Origin of the sequence: Actinoplanes italicus, assembly GCF_003001815.1 — a bacterium.
GTDB classification, from domain to species: domain Bacteria; phylum Actinomycetota; class Actinomycetes; order Mycobacteriales; family Micromonosporaceae; genus Actinoplanes; species Actinoplanes italicus.
Genome location: NZ_PVMZ01000001.1, coordinates 112,302 through 132,305, shown reverse-complemented (window position 1 = coordinate 132,305; position 20,004 = coordinate 112,302). Strand labels below are relative to the sequence as shown.

At 70.9% G+C, this 20,004-nt stretch carries 19 protein-coding genes; 10 read left to right on the top strand and 9 right to left on the bottom strand.

Annotated elements, in window-relative coordinates; translation table 11 throughout:
- Position 1: 1 nt before the first annotated feature.
- Entirely contained in the window at positions 2–940 is a 939-nt protein-coding gene (locus CLV67_RS00685) for an ABC transporter ATP-binding protein (RefSeq protein ID WP_106315168.1), read from the bottom strand.
- A gap of 62 nt (positions 941–1,002) precedes the next feature.
- Between CLV67_RS00685 and CLV67_RS00680 the strand changes: the two genes are divergently transcribed.
- Positions 1,003–1,953 carry a helix-turn-helix transcriptional regulator gene (locus tag CLV67_RS00680; RefSeq protein WP_170153711.1) on the top strand — a complete coding sequence of 317 codons (951 nt, stop codon included), beginning with the start codon at positions 1,003–1,005 and terminating at the stop codon, positions 1,951–1,953.
- Positions 1,954–2,069: 116 nt separating this feature from the next.
- On the opposite strand, the gene CLV67_RS00675 is transcribed toward CLV67_RS00680, so the two are convergent.
- From CLV67_RS00675 to CLV67_RS00660, 4 genes are all read right to left on the bottom strand, one after another.
- Positions 2,070–3,035: a hypothetical protein gene (locus CLV67_RS00675; protein WP_106315167.1), complete on the bottom strand. Its 966-nt coding sequence runs from the start codon at positions 3,033–3,035 to the stop codon at positions 2,070–2,072.
- On the bottom strand, positions 3,032–3,601 hold the full coding sequence (locus CLV67_RS00670) for an RNA polymerase sigma factor (protein ID WP_203736967.1): 570 nt from the start codon (positions 3,599–3,601) through the stop codon (positions 3,032–3,034). Before CLV67_RS00670 ends, CLV67_RS00675 begins: the two co-directional genes overlap by 4 nt.
- Before the next feature lie 80 nt (positions 3,602–3,681).
- Positions 3,682–4,188, bottom strand: a complete 507-nt coding sequence (locus tag CLV67_RS00665) for a GNAT family N-acetyltransferase (RefSeq protein WP_106315165.1) — start codon at positions 4,186–4,188, stop codon at positions 3,682–3,684.
- The gene (locus tag CLV67_RS00660) at positions 4,163–4,726 is read right to left on the bottom strand and encodes a GNAT family N-acetyltransferase (RefSeq protein ID WP_106315164.1); all 564 of its coding nucleotides are present in this window, start codon (positions 4,724–4,726) and stop codon (positions 4,163–4,165) included. The genes CLV67_RS00665 and CLV67_RS00660 overlap by 26 nt, the downstream gene beginning before the upstream one ends.
- Before the next feature lie 25 nt (positions 4,727–4,751).
- Here CLV67_RS00660 and CLV67_RS00655 point away from each other — a divergent pair, with 25 nt between their 5' ends.
- On the top strand, positions 4,752–6,158 hold the full coding sequence (locus CLV67_RS00655; RefSeq protein WP_239166162.1) for a family 20 glycosylhydrolase: 1,407 nt from the start codon (positions 4,752–4,754) through the stop codon (positions 6,156–6,158).
- Here the strand turns inward: CLV67_RS00655 and CLV67_RS54125 are convergent.
- The gene (locus CLV67_RS54125; protein ID WP_106315162.1) at positions 6,121–7,389 is read right to left on the bottom strand and encodes a cytochrome P450; all 1,269 of its coding nucleotides are present in this window, start codon (positions 7,387–7,389) and stop codon (positions 6,121–6,123) included. The genes CLV67_RS00655 and CLV67_RS54125 overlap by 38 nt on opposite strands.
- A 92-nt stretch (positions 7,390–7,481) precedes the next feature.
- Between CLV67_RS54125 and CLV67_RS00645 the strand changes: the two genes are divergently transcribed.
- Both CLV67_RS00645 and CLV67_RS00640 read left to right on the top strand, forming a co-directional pair.
- The gene (locus CLV67_RS00645; protein WP_106315161.1) at positions 7,482–9,494 is read left to right on the top strand and encodes a M48 family metallopeptidase; all 2,013 of its coding nucleotides are present in this window, start codon (positions 7,482–7,484) and stop codon (positions 9,492–9,494) included.
- 196 nt (positions 9,495–9,690) lie between these two features.
- Positions 9,691–10,140: a hypothetical protein gene (locus CLV67_RS00640; RefSeq protein ID WP_146168939.1), complete on the top strand. Its 450-nt coding sequence runs from the start codon at positions 9,691–9,693 to the stop codon at positions 10,138–10,140.
- Between the two features lie 28 nt (positions 10,141–10,168).
- Here CLV67_RS00640 and CLV67_RS00635 read toward each other — a convergent pair whose 3' ends face one another.
- Both CLV67_RS00635 and CLV67_RS00630 read right to left on the bottom strand, forming a co-directional pair.
- Positions 10,169–11,038: a hypothetical protein gene (locus CLV67_RS00635; protein WP_106315159.1), complete on the bottom strand. Its 870-nt coding sequence runs from the start codon at positions 11,036–11,038 to the stop codon at positions 10,169–10,171.
- Between the two features lie 13 nt (positions 11,039–11,051).
- Entirely contained in the window at positions 11,052–11,657 is a 606-nt protein-coding gene (locus tag CLV67_RS00630) for a hypothetical protein (protein ID WP_106315158.1), read from the bottom strand.
- 340 nt (positions 11,658–11,997) lie between these two features.
- Between CLV67_RS00630 and CLV67_RS00625 the strand changes: the two genes are divergently transcribed.
- The 4 genes from CLV67_RS00625 (at position 11,998) to CLV67_RS00610 (ending at position 16,123) form a co-directional block, all read left to right on the top strand.
- On the top strand, positions 11,998–14,748 hold the full coding sequence (locus CLV67_RS00625; protein WP_106315157.1) for a nitrate- and nitrite sensing domain-containing protein: 2,751 nt from the start codon (positions 11,998–12,000) through the stop codon (positions 14,746–14,748).
- Positions 14,745–15,167, top strand: a complete 423-nt coding sequence (locus CLV67_RS00620; RefSeq protein ID WP_106315156.1) for a roadblock/LC7 domain-containing protein — start codon at positions 14,745–14,747, stop codon at positions 15,165–15,167. The genes CLV67_RS00625 and CLV67_RS00620 overlap by 4 nt, the downstream gene beginning before the upstream one ends.
- Before the next feature lie 64 nt (positions 15,168–15,231).
- Entirely contained in the window at positions 15,232–15,543 is a 312-nt protein-coding gene (locus CLV67_RS00615) for a DUF742 domain-containing protein (protein WP_239166172.1), read from the top strand.
- Positions 15,524–16,123: a GTP-binding protein gene (locus tag CLV67_RS00610; protein WP_106315154.1), complete on the top strand. Its 600-nt coding sequence runs from the start codon at positions 15,524–15,526 to the stop codon at positions 16,121–16,123. Before CLV67_RS00615 ends, CLV67_RS00610 begins: the two co-directional genes overlap by 20 nt.
- Positions 16,124–16,146: 23 nt before the next feature.
- Here CLV67_RS00610 and CLV67_RS00605 read toward each other — a convergent pair whose 3' ends face one another.
- Entirely contained in the window at positions 16,147–17,730 is a 1,584-nt protein-coding gene (locus tag CLV67_RS00605) for a BTAD domain-containing putative transcriptional regulator (protein ID WP_170153710.1), read from the bottom strand.
- A 147-nt stretch (positions 17,731–17,877) separates the two neighbouring features.
- Between CLV67_RS00605 and CLV67_RS00600 the strand changes: the two genes are divergently transcribed.
- Both CLV67_RS00600 and CLV67_RS00595 read left to right on the top strand, forming a co-directional pair.
- Positions 17,878–18,669, top strand: a complete 792-nt coding sequence (locus CLV67_RS00600) for a hypothetical protein (protein WP_106315152.1) — start codon at positions 17,878–17,880, stop codon at positions 18,667–18,669.
- 113 nt (positions 18,670–18,782) lie between these two features.
- Positions 18,783–19,841, top strand: a complete 1,059-nt coding sequence (locus CLV67_RS00595) for a lactonase family protein (RefSeq protein ID WP_106315151.1) — start codon at positions 18,783–18,785, stop codon at positions 19,839–19,841.
- Positions 19,842–20,004 lie beyond the last annotated feature (163 nt).

The window sequence follows — 20,004 nt, the reverse complement described above, 5'->3', positions numbered from 1 at the left end:
ATCAGGCCTCCACGAGCTCGGTCTTGGTGACGGCTGCGGCGTCCTCACGCAGGCTGCGGCCGGTCAGGGTGAGGAAGACGTCGTCCAGGGTCGGGCGGATGACCTCGATCGAGGCCGGTGCGAGAGTCGCGGCCAGCCTGGCGGCGAGCCGGGGCCCGTCCTCGTCGGTGATCCGCACCTCGGTGCCGTCCTGCCGCCCACCCGAGGACTGCGCGGCCCGTGCCGCCTCGTCCGCCGACGCGAACCCGAGGATCACCCGGTCGCCGACGTGCTTGGCCTTGAGCCGCTGCGGTGTGTCGTCGGCGATGATCCGCCCGTGGTCGATGACCACCACCCGCTCGGCCATCGAGTCGGCCTCCTCCAGGTAGTGCGTGGTCAGCACGATCGTGGTGCCGTGCTCGGCGCGCAGCCGCACGATGTGCTCCTGCAGGTTGGCGCGGTTCTGCGGGTCCAGCCCGGTGGACGGCTCGTCGAGGAAGAGCAGCTCGGGCGCGTGGATCAGACCCATCGCGATGTCCAGGCGGCGGCGCTGGCCGCCGGAGAGTGTGGAGACGGTCCGGTTCGCGACCTCGGCCAGGCCCAGCGACTCGATCAGCTCGTCGGCACGGGCGCGGGCGGGTTTGACGCTCATCCCGTACGCCCGGCCCTGGCTGATCAGTTCGTCACGGCCGCGCTGGCTGTGCCCCGCGCCGTTGCCCTGTCCGATGTAGCCGATCCGCAGCCGAACCTCGCGCTGCTGACGGACCACGTCGAATCCGGCCACCCGGGCGCTGCCGCTGGTCGGCGGAATGAGGGTGGTGAGCATGCGCAGCGTGGTCGACTTGCCGGCGCCGTTGGGCCCGAGCAGCGCGACCAGTTCGCCCCGGGCCACCGTCAGGTCGATGCCGTCGACGGCGCGGACGTCCTTGAAGTGCTTCGTCAGCTCTCGCGTCTCAATCATGCTTCGAGGTTAGGATTTGATGCGGCCACTTTTTGACCGCAATGCAATGGAGTCTTGGACGCATGGCGAACACGAGTGCACGGATGCTGCGACTGCTGTCGCTGCTGCAGACCCATCGCTACTGGCCGGGCTCCGAACTCGCCGACCGTCTCGAGGTCAGCTCCCGGACGCTTCGGCGCGACGTCGACCGGCTCCGCGAGCTGGGCTATCCGGTCGACGCCTCGCGCGGCGTCGCCGGTGGTTACCAGTTGCAGGCCGGAGCGGCCATGCCGCCGCTGCTGCTCGACGACGAGGAGGCGGTCGCGATCGCGGTCGGCCTGCGCAGCGCCGCCGCGGGTGCGGTCGCGGGCTTCGAGGAGACCTCGGTACGCGCCCTCGCCAAGGTGATTCAGCTGCTCCCGCCCCGGCTGCGGCGCCGGATCGACGCGCTCCAGGCGGTCACCTCGCCAGGGGTGTTCGGCGGCGGCCCGGTCCTCGACGCGCTCACCCTCACCACCCTGGCGATGGCCTGCCGGGGTGAGGAGCGGCTGCGCTTCGACTACGCCCCGCGGGAGGGCGAGGCCGCCCGCCGCCACGTCGAGCCGCACCGGCTGGTCTCGCTCGGCCGGCGGTGGTACCTGGTGGCGTGGGACCTGGAGCGCGGTGACTGGCGCAGTTTCCGGGTGGACCGGCTGACCGCCCCGCAGCCGACCGGTGCGCGGTTTCGCCCGCGTGAGCTGCCCGGCGGTGATCCGGTGGAGTGGCTGCGCTCGCGGATGCGGACCATCCCCAACAGGTATGACGTCTCGGTGGTGATCCAGGCTCCGGCCGACACGGTGCGTGCCTTCGTCGGGAACTGGGGCCGGATCGAGGAACTGCCGGAGGGTTGCCGGCTGCGGATGGGTGTCGACGATCTGGGCTGGCCGGTCATGGTGCTCGGCGTGCTGGCCGCACCGTTCACTGTGGAGTCACCCGTTGAGCTGCGGGAGCAGATCCGTGCGACGGGCGAGAACCTGATGCGCCACGCCGCGTGAGGAATGTGGACAGACCGGCGCCCCCGTGGCGCCGGTCCGCAGGAAAGAAATTAGCGACCGGGTACGACAAATTCCTGTCACGTTTCAGTCGTCACTTATATAAATATCGATGAAAACTACGTGGAGCGCCGGATCGACCCCGCGAGTTCGAGCGCCTGCTCCTCCGTGAACGACCGTGGCGTCATCAGCCGGAAGATCGAACCGTCCGCCAGCCGTGCCTGCACCATCCAGAACTCGCCCGCCCGGAACAGATCGGCGGGGCGGCCCTGCACGGTCACCTTCGACGCGTTCTCCATCCCTTCGATCTCCCGGGCCCGGAACAGCGGCTCGCCCTTCGGCGTCCACTGGACGGAGAAGTCGGTGCCGGGATCGGCCGGATCGCGATACGTCAGGATGCTCTCGTCCTTGAACGCGGCGAGCTCCCAGCCGTCCGGGATCAGGCCCACGGTGACCTCGAAACGCAGGCGCTGCGGCTTGTCCTGGACGCGGCCGGCCAGCTCGATCAGTGCCTCCGGCGTGGCGTATCGCCCCTGTCCGGTCAGTCGCAGCCACAGGTCCGGCCGGTGCTCCCAGACCAGGTCGAGCGGTGGCCGGCCGTTGTCCGTGGTGCCGTTGAACTCGATGATCCGTCCCGGCCGCCCGCCCACGTCCGCCGGCTCTCCCTTCGACGGAGCGTCCGTGCTGGTCAGGTAGACGTCACTGTGGTCCTCGGCGAGGTAGACAGCGATCACCGGATCGCCCGGGTTCGCGGTGAACGACGCCTTGCCGAGGCCGGGAAGTGTCCACGGGAACTCCGGTTTCGCGGCGGCGACCAGCCGGATCGGGCCCGAACCTGTCGTCGCCGTCACTCCGGGGGCCGGACGGTCGGCGATCCGGGGGAGCGTGACACCGGCTACGGCCACCGCGGCGGCCAGGCCCAGTCCGGCCACGGCGATGCCCCAGCCGCGGGTCAGAGACGGACGAGGGCGTGCGGTGGCCGGGTCCATGGCACCGAGCAGCCTGGCTCGTGCGGCGTCCAGGGCGGCGTCCGAGGGCGGGGGAGCGTCCGGACCGTAGGTGTCGAGCAGTTCGAGGTCGTTCACTTCTCCTCCTCGAGAGGGCTGAGCTCGGCGGGAAGACTGAGGGCGGCGCGAGTGATCTTGCGGGCCCGGCTGATCCGGGAGCGGACGGTGCCCACCGGGATCTCCAGGGCCACGGCGATTTCGGCGTACGAGAGCTGCGCGTACGCCAGGAGCAGCAGCGCGTCTCGGTCACCCGGTTTGAGCCGGGCCAGCGCCGCGGCCAGATCCGAGCGCAGAGCCGCGGCGTCCACCCGGTCCTCGGCCGAGTCGTCGGCGTGCGGCCGCGGCTGCTCCGCGACGGCGCGGGCCAGGGCCCGGTACCGCCGCTCCTCCTGCCGGACGTGCCGGTGCAGGACGTTCGTGGCGATGCCGAACAGCCAGGACCGGACCTCGAGGCCGAGTGGCTGATAGGCGGCCCGGCGGCGGAAGGCGATCAGAAAGGTCTCGGCGAGCAGGTCGTCAGCGGGCGCCCCGATCCGGCGGGCCAGGTAGCGGTGGATCGCCACCGCGTGCCGGTCGAAGAGCGGCGCGAACCGGTCCGGCTCCCGCACCGATTCCCGGATCAGCACGTCATCGGCCGTATGCATCGGTTGAGGGTGCATCGGTTGCGAGCGTAGGTCGTTCACAACCGTTGATGCCCGCAACGGCCGATCCGGTTCACGCGGACTCAGAGAGGGCGGGAGAGTAGCCAGGACCAGGCGTTGTCGGCATCGGTCGCGCCGTGGGTGCGCCGCCGTTGGATCTTCTGGAAACCGCGTGCCTCGTAGAACGGGATGCCCAGCTCGTTGCCGTCCAGGGCGGCCACCCACACCGCGGTGGCGCCCGATGCGCGGAGCTGATCGATCACCCGGTTCAGCAGCAGGGTTCCGAGTCCGCGGCCGAGTTCGTCCGGGTCCACGTAGAGCAGGAACAGCTCACCCGCCTCGGGTGCGATCATCCCGCCGACGGCCGCACCCAGGACCCGGCCGTCCTCCTCGGCGACCTGGTAGCCGAGCCGGCCCGGAGGCGCGGGGGCGATCTCCTTGGCCACCCGCTCCGGGTGGAACGACTCGGCGATCATCCGCTCGATGAACTCGCTGCTCAGCAGGGCGGGATAGGTGTGCCGGTAACCCCGTGTGCAGATGTCCACGATGGCCGCCGCATCCTCGTCACGAGCCGGTCGTACCAGTGCCATTCGCCGAGGATAGGGCGCGTTGCCTGATGTGGTCGTCGTGCCACTCGGAGCCGACCAGGAACCTCTTCACCCCGACGATCTCGAAGCCGTGCTTGGCGTAGAACCGGGCGGCCCGCTCGTTCTGCTGATTGACGCCGAGCCAGCACGTCGCGGCGCCGGTCCGCGCCGCCTCCGCCAGCGTCCCGGACATCAGCTCGTGCGCGGCGCCGCCCCCGTGCCGCTCCGCCGCCAGATAGAACTTGCTCAGCTCCACACTGGTCGACCAGTCCACCACGGCGGACACGTCCGGGTCGGTGATCGGGCCGCTGACCAGCATCGAATATCCGACGGGCCGGTCGTCTGCCGACACGATCACGATGGTCCGGGCGGGGTCGTCCAGGTAGCCGGCGAAACTCGCCTCGGACAGATGGGTCGCCACGAACGCGTCGATGTCGGCCTGTTCGGTCCCGGGCGGGCAGGCCAGCCCGAATGTCCGTGCGGCCAGGTCGTGCAGGACCGCTTCGTCACCCCGGCGAGCGAGACGTGTGATGGTCGTCATGGCGAAACTGTTTACAATCTTCAGAGTGAGCGAGCGGACGGAACAGCAACTCGGCGATGTTATCCCCCGACCGGCATCGGTGCGGCCGGTCACGGACGCATCGTTCACGATCACCGGGAGTACGGCGGTGAGCGCGCCGCCGTCACTCGGGGACGTCGCGGCGCACCTGAATCTGCCGGCCGCCGCGGACGGCGCGATCCGGCTCGGCCTCGACGAGGCACTGCCTGCCGAGGCGTACCGGCTGGAGATCACCGCGGCCGGGGTCAGCCTGCTCGGCGGCTCGGCGCAGGGCGTGTTCTGGGGCGTGCAGACGTTGCGTCAGTTCGGCACGGTCCTGCCCGGCGGCGTGATCGAGGACCGTCCCCGCTACGCCTACCGCGGCGCGATGCTCGACATCGCCCGGCACTTCTTCACCCCGGACGAGATCAAGGCGCACATCGACCTGCTGGTGCAGTTCAAGATCAATCATCTGCACCTGCACCTCACGGACGACCAGGGCTGGCGGCTGGAGATCCCCGGGTGGCCCCGGCTCACCGACGTCAGCGGCGGCCCCGGCACGGGTGTCGACGGAGCCGGGCCGGGCTTCCTGACCTGCGCCGAGTACGTCGACGTCGTGGAGTACGCGGCCGCGCGGTTCGTCACGATCGTCCCCGAGATCGACATGCCCGGCCACGTGAACGCCGTGCACGTCGCCTACCCGGAGCTCACCGCCGACGGGCAGCCGGTCGTGCCGCGTACCGACGCCGAGGTCGGCTACTCCTCGCTGGTCGCGGGCAAGGAGGAGACGTACGCCTTCGTCGAGACCGTCCTCAAGACGGTCGCCGACCTGACCCCCGGCCCCTACCTGCACATCGGCGGCGACGAGTGCCTGTCCACGCCGCCGGAGGACTACCGGACCTTCCTGGCCCGGGTGCTGCCGATCCCCGCCCGGTTCGGCAAGACCGTGATCGGCTGGCACGAGATCGCCACCGCCGACCTGCCCGAGGACGCCGTCGTGCAGTACTGGCGGATCGAGGCCGCCGACGAGGCCGTGGCCCGCGCCGCCGCGACCGGCCACCGGGTGATCGTCTCCCCGGCCGACCGCACCTACCTGGACATGAAGTACGACGCCGGCACCCGGCTCGGCCTCGACTGGGCCGGGCACGTCAGCGTCGAGCGCGCCTACGACTGGGACCCGGCCGAGCGACTGCCGGGCGTCGGCGAGGAGGCGATCCTCGGCGTCGAGGCGCCGCTCTGGTCGGAGACCCTGCGCAGCGTCGACGACGTGCGCCACCTCACCTTCCCGCGGCTCCCGGCCGTCGCCGAGGTGGCCTGGTCACCGCGGGAGAGCCGGGACTGGCAGTCGTTCCGGGCCCGGCTGGCCGCGTTCGGCCCGCGCTGGGAGGCCGCCGGCGTCAGCTTCCACCGCTCACCGGAGATCGACTGGCACTGAGAGTGTCGCTGAACGCGGGGCGGTGCTCCGGGACGACCAGGCGGATGCGGTCCCGGGGTATCGCCGGGATGCGGGACAGGTCGATCCCGGTCCGCTGCGGCGGCAGGTAGTGGTCCAGGCCGGCGAGGCGCCGGCACAGGGTGCCGAGCAGTGCCACGGTGATCTTCTCGCCCGGGCAGCGGTGGCCGGTCCGCGGATCGCCGCCACCCTGCGGGATCAGGTCGAACTCGCCGATCTCCCGGTTCAGGAAGCGCGCCGGGTCGAACCGGTACGGGTCCGGCCACAGCTCCGGGTCGTGGTTCTGCCCGAAGACGTCCAGCAGCACCAGCGTGCCGGCCTGGATCGGCTCACCCTGGAAGAACAGGTCGCGCAGTGCCCGGCCGCCGAGGAACGGGACGAACGGGTAGAACCGCCGGACCTCGTGCGTGAACGCCTCGGTGAACTCGTCGTCGCCGGCACGCATCCGGGCCTGGTGGCTCGGCCACATGTCCATGGCGTGCGCGGCGAACGCGACGAACCACGCCACCGCGATCGTCGGGCGCAGGATGTTCAGCAGTTCGACGGCCGCCGTTCGCGGATCCAGTAGCGCGTCCTCGTCGCTGTGGTGCGCCACCACCGACAGAGGGCTGGTGGAGAGCGGCTTTGCCCGTACCGCAGAAATGATCTTGGAAAGACGCCGCTCCTGGGACCGCCGCGCCAGCAACGCCCGGGCACGGCGTGGGCCCACCGTCGCGAACCCGTCCACCATCGCGACGCAGTCCCGGGCGAGCGCCGTCACCTCGCGCTCCTCCAGAGGCATGCCCGTCCATCGCGACAGCGCCCGCGTGATGATCACGGCCGCCTCGTCGAAGAGGCGTACCGGCGGCCCGCCGCGCCATCGGGCGGCCGCCACGTCGAACTCCTCCCCGGCCATCGCGGCGAGCCGGTCGATCCCGTCGCCCATCAGCAGAGACGTGAAGAGGGACTTGCGGCGCCGGTGCGCGGCCCCGTCGAGCGTGTGCACCGCTCCGCGGCCGAAGAGCGTCCGCACCACGAACTCCGGCAGCGCCGTGTGCCGCTCCAGATTGCCGGCGGCGTAGAAGGACCGCGCGGCCGCGGGGCCGCAGATGCCGACGGCAGGTTGCCCCATCACCCGGGTCCGCGCCGGCCCGCCACCCGTCCGGCGGCGGAGATCCGGAAGCCACGCGTACCCCTTCAGGGCGACGGCCAGTGTCTGATCGAGGTCAGCCATAGGGCTCGTATAACCCACTGGACGTGCGCGAAACGGTTACGCACCGTTTTGGCCCTACTGTTGGGGGCCGACTCGTCCGGGAGGAGTGCGGCTTGAGCAAGGGTGCACCAGGAGCGGCCCGGTCGGCCGTGGCGCTGGCCGGGTTCCTGATCGTCGCGGGACTGCAGCTCGCAGCCGTCCTGCTCGCCCTCTGGGCGGTGCTGTGGCTGCTGCCCAGCTCGTTCGCCCTGCGCATCGGTGCGCCGCTCAGCCTGGCCACGTTCGGCACCCTGGCGTACGCGACGTGGCGTGCCCTGCACACCCGGCACCGCGTCCCGGCCGGCGTGGCGGTCGGCCGTGAGCAGGCACCTCGGCTGTGGGAGCTCGTCGACGGGGCGGCGGCGGCCGCCGGAGTGCCGGTGCCGGCCGGCGTGACCGTGGTCGCCGACGCCACCGCCGCGGTCGGCGAGCGCACCCGGCTCCTCGGGCTGATCGGCGGACGCCGGGACCTCTACCTCGGGCTTCCGCTGCTGCAGGCACTGGACCCGGACCGGCTGAAGGCGATCGTCGCGCACGAACTCGCGCACTCCTCACCCGTGCTCGGCCGATGGGCGCCGCTCGCGCATCGCGGCCGGGTCGCGGTCGGGCGGACCCTGCCGCGAATCTCCCGGCGCAACCCGGCGGGGATGCTGCTGCGTGCCTACGCGGGGCTCTACCGGCGGTTGGACGCGCCGTTCGGCCGGGAGCAGGAGTTCGCCGCCGACCGGATCGCCGCGGCCTTCGCGGGGACCGAGGCCACCGTCGCGGCACTGCGGGATCTGCCGGCGCTGGCCGGGATGCAGCGCCTCTTCCACGCCGAGTACGTGGGGCCGGGCTGGCAGGCCGGTTACGTGCCGGATGACGTGTTCGGCGGGCTGCTGCGGGTGCTGGCGGCCCGGAGCACCGAGATGAGCATGCTGCGGGCCCGGGAGCCGGAACCGGCCGGGCCGTGGGACCCCCATCCACCGCCTGCCGAGCGGATCGCGGCCCTCACGGCGGGATCCGCGGCATCTCCCGAGCCCGCTGCCTCACCCGAACCCGCAGCCTCCCCCGAACCCGCAGCCTCTCCCGAGCCCGACGCTGTCACCCAGCCCGCCACCGACTCCGCTGAATCGCCCTCTTCATCCGAATCGTCCGCCGCTGCCGGGCCGGAGCTCGTTCCGGACCTACCGGCGCTTGGCCGGGTTCTGCAGGCGGTGGCCTTCCCGCCGCGTGGACGGGCCGTGGTGACCTGGGACGAGTGCCTGAGTGTGGCCCGCACCGCGGAGATGGAGCGGGAGGCCGAGGCCGCGCTCGCGGCGATCTCCCGGGCCGTGGGCAGCCCGGTGCCCGACGCCGGTCAGCTGCTCACGCTCGTCGCCGACGGACGCCTGCGCGCCGCCGCCGAGACGGTCTTCCCGGAGGTGCCGCCGGAGGAGAGGACTGAGCGGATCGTCGAGCTGCTCGGACTGATGCTCGCCCTCGCCGCGCTGCGCAGCGGTGTGGCCCGCTGGCGGCACAGCTGGACCGGTGCCGCCGAGGTGGCCGCGGCCGACGGAACCTACCTCAACCTGGCCGAACTGGCCGCCGCGGCCGCCGACCCGGAGACCACCGAGGCGGTCCGGGCCTACCTGACCGAGGCGGGCGTCGACCTGGCCGCCGCGGCGTCCCGGCCGGGTTCGGCCCGCGCCCAGGTGCTCGGCGGGCTCGTCAACCTCTCCGCCGACGGAGCGCGTACCGACGTACTGATCACCGATCTCGGGCTGCTCCTGGTGCCCGGACTGCCGCGCGGCCGCGGGCCGGAGTCGAAACGCCGGCTCACCCGCATCGCGGCGGACGGCGTACCGGTCGGTGGCACGGTGGCACCCGAGGGTGATCCGTCCGGCGGCCCGGCGGGTGATGCCCTTGTGCTGCCCGGCGGCGGCCGGTTCGTGCCGTTCGCGGACGTCGCCGGGGTCACCGCGACGGGCGGGCGACGTAGGAGCTGGACGCTCGACATGCGGGACGGCCCTGATCTGACGCTGCGCCCGGCCCTCGACACCGACGAGCTGCCCGGCGGATGGTCCGCATGGGATGAGGCGCTGACGTTCCTGGCCGGTACACGATGAGGTGACGGGGTGAACCCGTCGGGAGACTCCTGCGTACCCGAAAGTGAACCCAGTCGCGTGTGCGACGAACTAGTAACCGTTACGTCACTTCGGGTCACAATGGCCTCAGCGATCGTTCGCTTCGCCGATGCCCGAATTGGGTAGCAGGGTCCCGGGTGAGGCGAGACGATCGTCTGGCGTAACGGGGGAGGCCGTCATGGAACGAGGGCCGTTGGCGCTCTTCGGAGCCATCATCGCCGTGGGTCTCGGCCCGGCGCTGTGGCTCGGTGCCCAGCTCGGTGCCGTCAATCTCGCCCCCGGCCAGCGCCCCGGAACGGTCGACGAACAGTTCCCCGGCGCCGACATGGACTTCGGTGGGGCCGGAGCGGGTGATCTGGCGGACGACGGGCCGGTCATCACGTACTCGTACTCGCCGCCCACCGAGACCTCGCCGGTGCCGAAGCTCGTCGCCACCAGCCGCCCCAGTCCGGCGCGGACCGTGCCGCCGCGCCCGCCGGCCTCGCCGTCCCGGTCACCGTCGGTCTCGCCTTCGGCGTCCACGTCGTCCTCGCCGCCGGAGGATCCGCCCACCGGACCCTCCACGAGCGACAGTGCGAGTCCCAGTGCCTCGACCGGCCCCGCAACGACGGAGGAGGGGGAGTCCTGACGGCTCCCCCTCCTCCGCGGCCGGACGTTCACAGACCGAGCAGGCGGTCCAGGATGTCGCGGTAACTGCGGAACTCGACACGCAACTGCTCGGTGTCGTCGGTGCCCTTCGCGAGTGAGCCGTGATGGTCGCGCAACGCCTTCGACAGCTTGTCCACGGCCTCGTCGACCAGCCCGGAGGCCTCGGCGGTGGCACCCTTCGGGTCGTCGACGAAGCGGAGCTGGACGTCGCGCCAGCGGTCCCGCATCGGCTGGGTGTCGGCGGACGGGAAGAACGGCGCGGGGCCGGACGGTGTGGTGACCTCGGGGGTGGCCTTCTCGTCCGCCTTCTCATCGACCTTGTCGTCCACCTTCTCGTCCACGGGCGCGTCGATCTTCGCGTCGTGGGAGCCGACCTTGGCGTCGGGGAAGCCGGTCTCGGTGTCGCGGGGGCCGGTGCCGGTGTCGCGGGGGCCGGGCTCACCGACGTGCGGGTCGTCGAAGGTGCCGCGGTCCTCGAGTGCGGCGTCGATCCTGTCGGTGTCCCTCTTGTCCGCGTCGATCTCGTGCGTGTCTTTCTTATCGGTGTCTTTCTTATCGGTGTCTTGCTTGTCGGCGTCTTGCTCGTCGGTGTCTTTCCTGTCGGTGTCGGCAGGGTCCGGAACCGTTTCGGCGCCGGCTACCGGAGAAGTCCCGACCGCCGTCGGCTGCGGCGCGGTGCCGACCACCGTGGGCTGCGGTGACGTCCCGACGGCCGTCGGCTGCGGCGTCGGGTCGGAGTCGTGCTGCCACGGCGATCCGGCCCGCTGCTGCGGCACGGCCTGCGTCTCGGCCGGGTCGCGGTCGACACGGTCGTCCGCCTTGCCGTCGGCGTTCTTGTCGTCGACGTTCTCCTGGGCCTCGTTGGAGAAGAAACGCATCGGTGGAGCCTCCTCAGCGGGTGCTGGTGTCGGTGTTGGGGACGGTTTCGTCCGCGGCCGGCCGGGGCGCGGGCGTGGTGTGCGCGACCGGGTCCTCACCGAGCAGGTCGGCGAAGAGCGCGCGGTAGTGGACCAGCGCCTGGCGCAGGTCCTCGGTCTCGGCCGCGCCCTCCCGGCTGCGCCGGCTGATGTCGTGGGCGGAGCGGTAGTGCTCGAGGGTGGCGGCGTGCTCGACGGACAGGTCGGCGAGCTGCTCGTTGTAGTCGCCGGTCGGGTATCCCCGCTCGGCGATCAGGCGGGTGACCAGCTCGTCGGCGGTCGAGACCGCTTCGCCGGGGTCATCCACGAAACGGATCTGGACCTCTTCCCAGGCGGCGGCGTAACGGGTGCGGGACTCGGCCGAGAGCGGCTTCAGTTCGAGGCGCGCATGCCGCTTGGTGCGCTCGAGCAGTTCCTTCTCCGCCTCGGTGCGGTTGCCGGTGTCGGCGACCACGCGGTCGTACTCGGGGCCGAAGGTCTGCCGGAGCCGCCGGCGGCGTCCGAGCTGAACACCGATCACGACCGCGGCCACGACGAGCAGCAGGACGACGATCAGGACGATGGTGGCGGTGGGGGACATCAGGTTCCTCCTTCTTCCACCGCCTGTATTCCCAATCGGCACCCTGCGCCAATCCCGTCGGCACGAACAACGCGCGCCAGGGTCGTAATCGGGCACGGTGACACCGGCCCGCTGTCGTAAGCCCGACGATCGGCGAGAAAAAGATCGTGAGCGGCTCTGGCAGGACAAACAGGAGAGACGACGGGGATCGACCGGCTCCGGGAGCTAGCTGAGACGGACGTCATTACGTATTCTTCCGGAGCGCACGCCACGGGCGTTCCGGTCGTTTCCCCCTTCCAGACGGCCGATGTCACGGGCGGGACGCTGATCGTTCCCTGCCGAACCCCTCGGGCGGAGCTTGATGAGAAGCCGCAACTGGTCGATCCGTTCGAAGATCATCGCGATGGTCGCGGTGCCGCTGTCCGCGTTGCTCGCGATCTGGATCTTCGCGACCGTGGTGACTGCCGGCCCGGCCTTCACGCTGCTCAACGCTCGGGACGCGGTGCAGAGGCTGGGCGACCCCGGCCTGCGGCTGATCGCACAGCTGCAGCGGGAGCGGCACTTCTCGGCGATCTACCAGGCCACCACCCGTCCGGCGAAGACCGAGCTGGACCGGGAACGCGCCACCACCGACCTGATCATCGACGAGTTCAAGCGGCAGGCCGGCGACACCGAGATGACCGAGGACCTCCGTGTCGAGGTCGAGGCCTTCCTCGGCAAGGCGGCCGAGCTGCCGGATCTGCGTCGTGAGGTCGACGAGCGCAAGATCAGTTACCTCTACGTCGTGCAGAAGTACGACACGATCATCGAGATCGGGTTCGACGTCTCCCGTACCGCCGCCGTGTTCTTCCACGAGCGGGTGGACCGGGAGGTCCGTGGCGTCATCGCCACCTTTCGCGGCCTCGAGTACCTGAGCCGGATCGATGCCCTCCTGGCCGGCGCCAACGCCGACGGCCGCATCGACGCCAAGACCCGGCAGGTGCTGATCGAGTACATCGGCATCGAGCGCTACCTGCTCGTCTCCGGTGTGGCCGACATGCCGGAGAGCGTGCAGAACGACTACGCCCGGCTGATCACGCACCCGACCTTCATCGACCTCGACATCATGCAGAACAGGCTGCTGGCGCAGAGCTACGCCGGTGGCCCGCCGCCGGTGTCCGGTACCGAGTGGCAGCACGCCTACGACTACGCGGCCCAGGAACTGCGGCTCTTCGGTGAGCGGTCGATCCAGCAGGTGTCCCGCGACGCCGTCCCGTTCGCCGTGGACATCCTCGGCAAGCTGGGCATCGGCGCGGTGCTCGGCCTGGTCGCCCTGGGCCTGTCGGTCTACGTCTCGGTCCGCCTCGGCCGCTCGCTGGTCGGCCGGCTGATCCGGCTGCGGCGTGACGCGCTGGAACTGGCCTCGGAACAACTGCCCTCGGTGGTACGGCGCCTGCAGCGCGGCGAGATGGTCGACGTGGGCTCCGAGACGCCGCCGCTGGAGTACGGCGAGGACGAGATCGGCCAGCTCGGCCGCGCGTTCAACGACGTGCAGCGTACGGCCGTGCAGTCCGCGGTCGAGGAGGCCAACGTCCGGCGCGGCATCAACGAGGTGTTCCTCAACATCGCCCGGCGCAGCCAGACGCTGCTGCACCGCCAGCTGTCCCTGCTCGACAAGATGGAACGTCGCGAGACCGACCCGCAGGAGCTGGAGGACCTCTACCGGGTCGACCACCTCGCCACCCGGATGCGGCGCCACGCTGAGGACCTGGTCATCCTGGCCGGCGCCGCCCCCGGCCGTGGCTGGCGCAACCCGGTCCCGGTGATCGACGTCATCCGGGGCGCGATCAGTGAGGTGGAGGACTACAAGCGCGTCGACATCCGGGCGATCGCCACCTCAGCGCTGGTCGGCCGTTCCGTCGGTGACGTGATCCACCTGCTCGCCGAGCTGATCGAGAACGCCGCGTCGTACTCGCCGCCGCACACCCGGGTCCAGGTGATCGGGCAGGTTCTGCCGAACGGCTACGCCGTCGAGATCGAGGACCGCGGCCTGGGCATGACCCCCGAGGCGATCGAGGAGGCGAACCGGCGTCTGGTCGAGCCGCCCGACTTCGATCCGGCCGACAGCGCCCGGCTCGGCCTGTTCGTGGTGGCCCAGCTCGCTCAGCGGCACAACATCCGGGTCTCGCTGCGGGCTTCGGCGTACGGCGGGATCACCGCGGTGGTGCTGCTCCCCGGCGAGCTGGTCTCCGCACCCGGCTCCGGTGGTCAGCCCGCTCCCGCCGGCCCCGCCGGCGACGGCCCGTCCGAGGACCGGTTCGCGGTCCTGCCGGGGCAGATCAGCGGCGACCTGCGGCAGGTGGCCACGAGAGGCCGCCGGACCACGCCGGACGACAGCCCGGCCCCGGCGAGCGCGGGCACGCCCTCACTCAACGGCCATCACCGCTCGGCCCCGGAGCTGACCGGTCCGGCACCGAGCACGGTCGCGGCCGAGCTGAGCGCCGAAGGCCTGGTGCAGCGCCGGAGGACCCGCAAGCAGGCGCTACCGCCGGCGGCCGTGAACGGCTCCGCCGAGGCGGACCAGACCATCGATCTCTCGGTGCTGGACGAGCTGGCCGCGGGCCTGCCCGTCGCGCCCCGTGCGGTGCCGCGGAACTCGGGGCCCGCCGAACCCGTTGCACCGGCCGAGCTGCCGCCGGTCGAGGTGGAGGAGATCACGCAGCCCGTCGGCGAGACGACGGGGGAGATCATCGGTGAAGACGGCCTGCCCCGCCGGGTCCGGCAGGCGAACCTGGCGCCGCAGCTGCGTGCGCCGGTCGTGGAACCCGAGTCCACGGCTCCGGCCCGGAGCCCGGAGCAGGTCCGTTCACTGATGAGCGCCCTGCAACTCGGTACCAACCGTGGTCGCGCCGATGCGGCCCGCGAGGAGTCCGGCGACTCCGAAGCGCCGGTCGACGGACACGCCGCGAAGCCCGGCGACGCGACGATCTCCGATGCGGCTACCGTCAGTTTCCCGGCCCTCGCGCATCCCGCGACGGACGGGGAGAAAGCACCATCCGGGCCGGAGGCCGGCGTGAACGGCGAACACGCCGATGGTCCCGGGGAGAACCTCATGCTGGAGAAGGACGCATAGTGGCACAGACGAAGCAGAGCGCGAATCTCACCTGGCTCCTCGACGACCTCGTCGAACGCGTGCCAACCGCACAGCAGGCGGTGGTCCTCTCGGCCGACGGCCTGATGCTCGGCGCCTCGGCGGCGATGGACCGCGAGGACGCGGAGCACCTGTCGGCGATGGCGGCCGGTTTCCAGAGCCTGGCCAAGGGGGCGAGCCGGCACTTCCACGCCGGCCAGGTCCGTCAGACGGTGGTGGAGATGGAGGAGGCCTTCCTCTTCGTCACCGCCGCCGGGCAGGGGGCGTGCCTGGCCGTGCTCGCGTCCGCCGACGCCGACCTCGGCCTGATCGCCTATGAGATGGCGATGCTGGTCACCCGGGTCGGCCAGACCATGGCCGCCCCCGAACGGACGGTACTGACACCGTCCGACGTCTTCTGAGCAGCCGCGTGTGACTCACGACTGGCTGGACAACGACGCGGGCCCGGTGGTGCGCCCCTATGCGATGACCCAGGGACGCGTCGCCCCGGCGGACTGTGACTTCGACCTGGTCGCGTTCGTCGTGGCGACCGTGCCCGACCTCACGCCCGGGCAGCAGTTGCAGCCGGAGCACCATGCCATCGTGGCCGCGGCCTGGGAGCCGATCTCCGTGGTCGAGCTGGCTTCCCAGCTCGACCTGGCGATCGGCGTGGTCCGGGTCTTCCTCGGTGATCTACGCTCAGCGGGTTTGATCTCGCTGTACGAACCCCCGGCTGCAACCCAGCCGCATGACGTCGACGTACTCAAGGCGGTTGTCAATGGACTCCGTGCGCTCTGACCGCAACGGCGGATCGTCGCGCATTCCCGTAGCTCTCAAGATCCTCATCGCGGGTGGGTTCGGAGCGGGCAAGACCACGATGGTCGGATCGGTGAGTGAGATCCGGCCACTGCAGACCGAAGAGGTCCTGACCGGTGCCGAGGGTGCCGACGACGTCTCCGGTGTGGAGACCAAGACCACCACCACGGTCACGATGGACTTCGGCCGCATCACCATCACCGAGGATCTGCAGCTCTACCTCTTCGGTACGCCGGGGCAGGACCGGTTCTGGTTCCTCTGGGACGAGCTGTCGCAGGGCGCGCTCGGCGCCGTGGTGCTGGCCGACACCCGGCGGCTGGCCGACTGCTTCCCGTCGATCGACTACTTCGAGCAGCGCGGCACCCCGTTCGTGGTGGCGGTGAACTGCTTCGACACCGATCACCGGTACGCGCCCGAGGCGGTGGCGCGTGCCCTCGACCTGGACCCCGGTGTGCCGGTCGTCCTCTTCGACGCTCGTGACCAGGGTTCGGCCCGCAACGTGCTGATCGAGCTCGTGGAGTACGTCGCCCGGCGCCAGCTGGCCGCGGCCGCGAGCCGCTAGGCCGAATTTTCGAAACGCGGTCGCTAGACCGGATCCGGGCCAGGAGCGTCGGCCCGGGCCGGCATCGCGGGCGGGACGCAGATCAGCCACGGCTCGAGGCGCTGCAACGTCTTCGGCCGCAGCAGTCCACGGACCACCAGATCATCCGGGGCGCGGTAGGGCCCGCGCTCGTAGCGGTCGACGGCGATCCGGTGCGCCTCGATCGGGTTGATCCCGTGCAGGCGTGCGATCTCCTGGGCCGGAGCGTGGTTGAGGTCGACCAGCCCGCCGTCGTCGAAGGACCGCATGAGGTCGGGCCGGCCGATCCCGGCCTGACGGGCCGCGTCCGGGTGGAACGTCGCGTACATCCGCGCCATGTCACGCTGCCTGCGGGCCCGCCGGCTGTCGCCGGGGAAGACGGCCAGGAACGCCCCGTGGAACGCGGCGAGGGCGATCAGGCCCAGGCCGAGGAGGAACCCGATCGTCTCGGCGTCCGAGGCGAGTTCCGAATTCGGGTCGCTGGGGTCGATCACCAGAAAGACGAGTACGCCGATGACCGCGAAGAAGTATCCGACGGCCACCAGCACGTCGCGGATCGTGCGCCGCTGGAACGCCGCGTACGCGAAGTAGAACCAGCTGCCCATGGAGCAGGTCGCCAGCGGCAGCACCGCGGCGAGGATCACCTCGGCCCAGGAGATGCCGTGGCGGCGCGGCGCGAACGGCAGGCCCGGCATCAGTGCGTGCGGCGGTGGCGCCGGTGAGTACGGCTGGACCGCCGCCGGCATCGGATCGGCGGGTGGTCGCGGCGCCGGGATGTGCACGGCCGCCGGGGTGTGCACAGCCGTAGGCGGTGCCGGCGGCTCGTTGCGCAGGATCTGACGATGTGTCTCCTGCAGCCGCTCGCCGGGTTCGACGCCGAGCTCATCCAGGAGGTACTCGCGGGCGTCCCGGAACACGGCCAGCGCCTCGGCCTGACGCCCGCTCCGGTGCAGCGCGATCATCAGCTGGGCCCGCAGACCCTCGCGGAGCGGGAACTCCTGGACCAGCCGGGACAGTTCGGAGACGAGGCCCGCGAAACCGCCGCGGGACAGTTCGATCTCGGCCCACATCTCCCAGGCACTGGCCCGTTCCTCGACCAGCCGTGTCCGGGCGGAGTCGAAGAGGGGGCCGGTCAGTCCGCCGAGCGCCTCGCCGTTCCAGAGTTCCAGGGCGGTACGGGCAAGCCGGGCGGCCTCCTCGAGACGACCGGCCCGGCGTTCGGCGTCGGCGCGGGCCAGTCCGTTGCGGAAGTCCTCGGCGTCGAGTGAGGCGGCACGCAGCACATAGCCGCCGTCGGTGAGCGCGAGCATCTCGCCGGGGGTGCGCGGGGACCGGTCGGGGTCGAGGACCCGCCGCAGGCCGGCCACGTACTTCTGGACGACGTTGGGGCCGTTCTCTGGCGGCTCGTCGCCCCAGACCGCGTCGACGATGCGATGGGTCGGGACGGGCCGGCCCGGGTTCAGCAGCAGCACAGCGAGGACGGCACGCTGCTTGGCGGGTCCGAGATCGAGCTGCCGGCCGCCGCGGAAGGCGCGGACGACGCCCAGGATCTCGAATCGCAGCGGGTTGGTGGCCGGTTCCCCGTACATCGGCACCCCCTGTTTGACCTGCGGTTTCTCGTTTTCGGCAGCGGAACCGCAGCCGGCAGCAGCATAGCCGCAGCGCATCGGCAGTCGTCTTCTGGAGGCTTCCTGGCATCAAACGCATTGCGTACCCGCCGTGAGGAAGACGAAGTGATGAACGTTCTCGCCAAGCGCCTGGCCGCGACCGGCGCACTGTTGATCGGCACCGCCGGCCTGTCCGCCTGCGGCGTCGCCGAGACGGTTCAGGAGACGGTCGAGGAGGTCTCCGCGACCACCACCCTGATCAAGGGCGTCCCGACCACGAGCAGCCCGGTGTTCCACTACACGATCAAGGGCGGTGTGTCGCCGTTCTCGGGCGTGGTGGACGCCCCCAACAAGTCGATCACCAGTGACTTCGTCCAGAAGATCGAGGAGGGTGGTGGATTCACCCTCACCATGAAGTTCCTGGTCGTCGAGAAGCAGGCCTGGGCGAAGATCTCGTTCGCCGGGGCGCCGGCGAACTCCGGCCTGCCCAAGCTGCCGAAGAAGTGGATGAAGCTGGAGTCGGGCAAGCTGTCCGCCGACTCCTCCGAGGACCTCACCTACAACGGTGAGAGCGACCCCGGTTTCGTGAGCACGCTGATCGAGTCGGCCACGGGCCTGGCGGAGACCGGCAAGGGTGTGTACGCCGGGACCGCCGACCTGACCCGGGCGACCGAGGCGGAGATCGTCGACGACGCGACCCTCAAGGCGCTCGGTGAGCAGGCGAAGGCCGTACCGCTGGAGCTGGCTCTGGATTCCGAGGGCCGGATCACCAAGGCCGTCGTGAAGATCCCGGCCGCGGGCAAGACGAAGGCGAGCACCTACGAGGTCGTCTACGACCAGTACGGGACGGCCGCTCCGGTCAAGGCGCCGGCCGACGCGGTCGCCGCCCCGGCCGCGGCGTACGAGCTCCTGAACGGCTGATCGGGCACGACCTGAGACACCACCACCAGCTGCGCGGGCGATAACGGGGGTCCGCGCCGCCGGGGGTGGTGTCATACCGGACGGTTCCCGAGTTCTGTGATGGGATCGGGGACATGGGTTCAAGCCATGAGTACGTCTTCGTCGGTTGTTACACCGGAGACAAGGGAGGTGAGGGCGACGGCATCACGCTCCTGCGGCGTGACCCCGTGACCGGGGAACTGACCCGGCTGGGGCTGGCCGCACGGACCTCGTCGCCCTCGTTCCTCGCCCAGCACCCCACCCTCCCGGTCCTGTACGCGGTGAACGAGCTGGACCGGGGCACGGTGTCCGCCTTCACGGTGGCGCCGGACTGCTCGCTGACCCCGATGGTGACCCGCTCGACCGGCGGCGCGGATCCGTGTCATCTGGCGGTGACCGCGGACGGCCGGCACCTGGTGGTGGCGAACTACGCGAGCGGCTCGGTCTCGGTGCACCCGCTCGACGCCGAGGGCGCCCCGGCCGAGCGCAGCGACCTGCTGACACTGACCGGTTCGGGGCCGGACGCCGAGCGCCAGTCCGGTCCGCACGCCCACCAGGTGGTCCCCGACCCGAACGGCGCCGACATCCTCATCTCCGACCTGGGGTCGGACCGCGTGTGGCGGTCGCGCCTGGACCCGAACACGGGCCGGCTGGGGCTTCCGGAGGTCGCGGTCGAGGTGAAGCCCGGTACCGGCCCGCGTCATCTGCTGCGTTCGGCCGACGGCGCGCTGCTGCTCGTCGGTGAGCTGAGCGGGACGCTGAGCTGGTACCGCCCGGCCGGTGGCCCGCTGCTGGAGCAGCGGGGGGAGACGGCCACCAGCACCTCGTCGGGGCAGGTCTATCCGTCGGAGATCACGATGGGCCGGAATGGGCGGTTCGTCTATGTGGCGAACCGGGGCCCGGACACCGTCTCGGCGTTCGCCTGGGACGGCGACGAGGCGGTCCTGGTGGCCGACGTGCCCGCCGACGGGGTCTGGCCGAGGCACATGGTCCTGCTCGGGGATCACCTCTACGTGACCAATCAGCGCTCACACAACGTGACCGTTTTCCGCATCGATCCGGAGACCGGAATTCCGGGTGTCCAAGGTGAACCGACCGGGGAACCGAGCCCGACCTGCCTGCTCCGCTGGAATCCGCCGATGATCAGGCCATAGCGAAGTTCGGACACTTCGGCGTGTCGGTGATTATTACCTTCAAAGCCGACACGCCGCAGGTCGAACTTGACACCCTCGGGAACGGCGCCATCACTGCCCGTGTTTTCTAGATCGGGAAGCGCCAATCTGAGTAATTTTCGCCCGAACGTATATGGCATTCAGC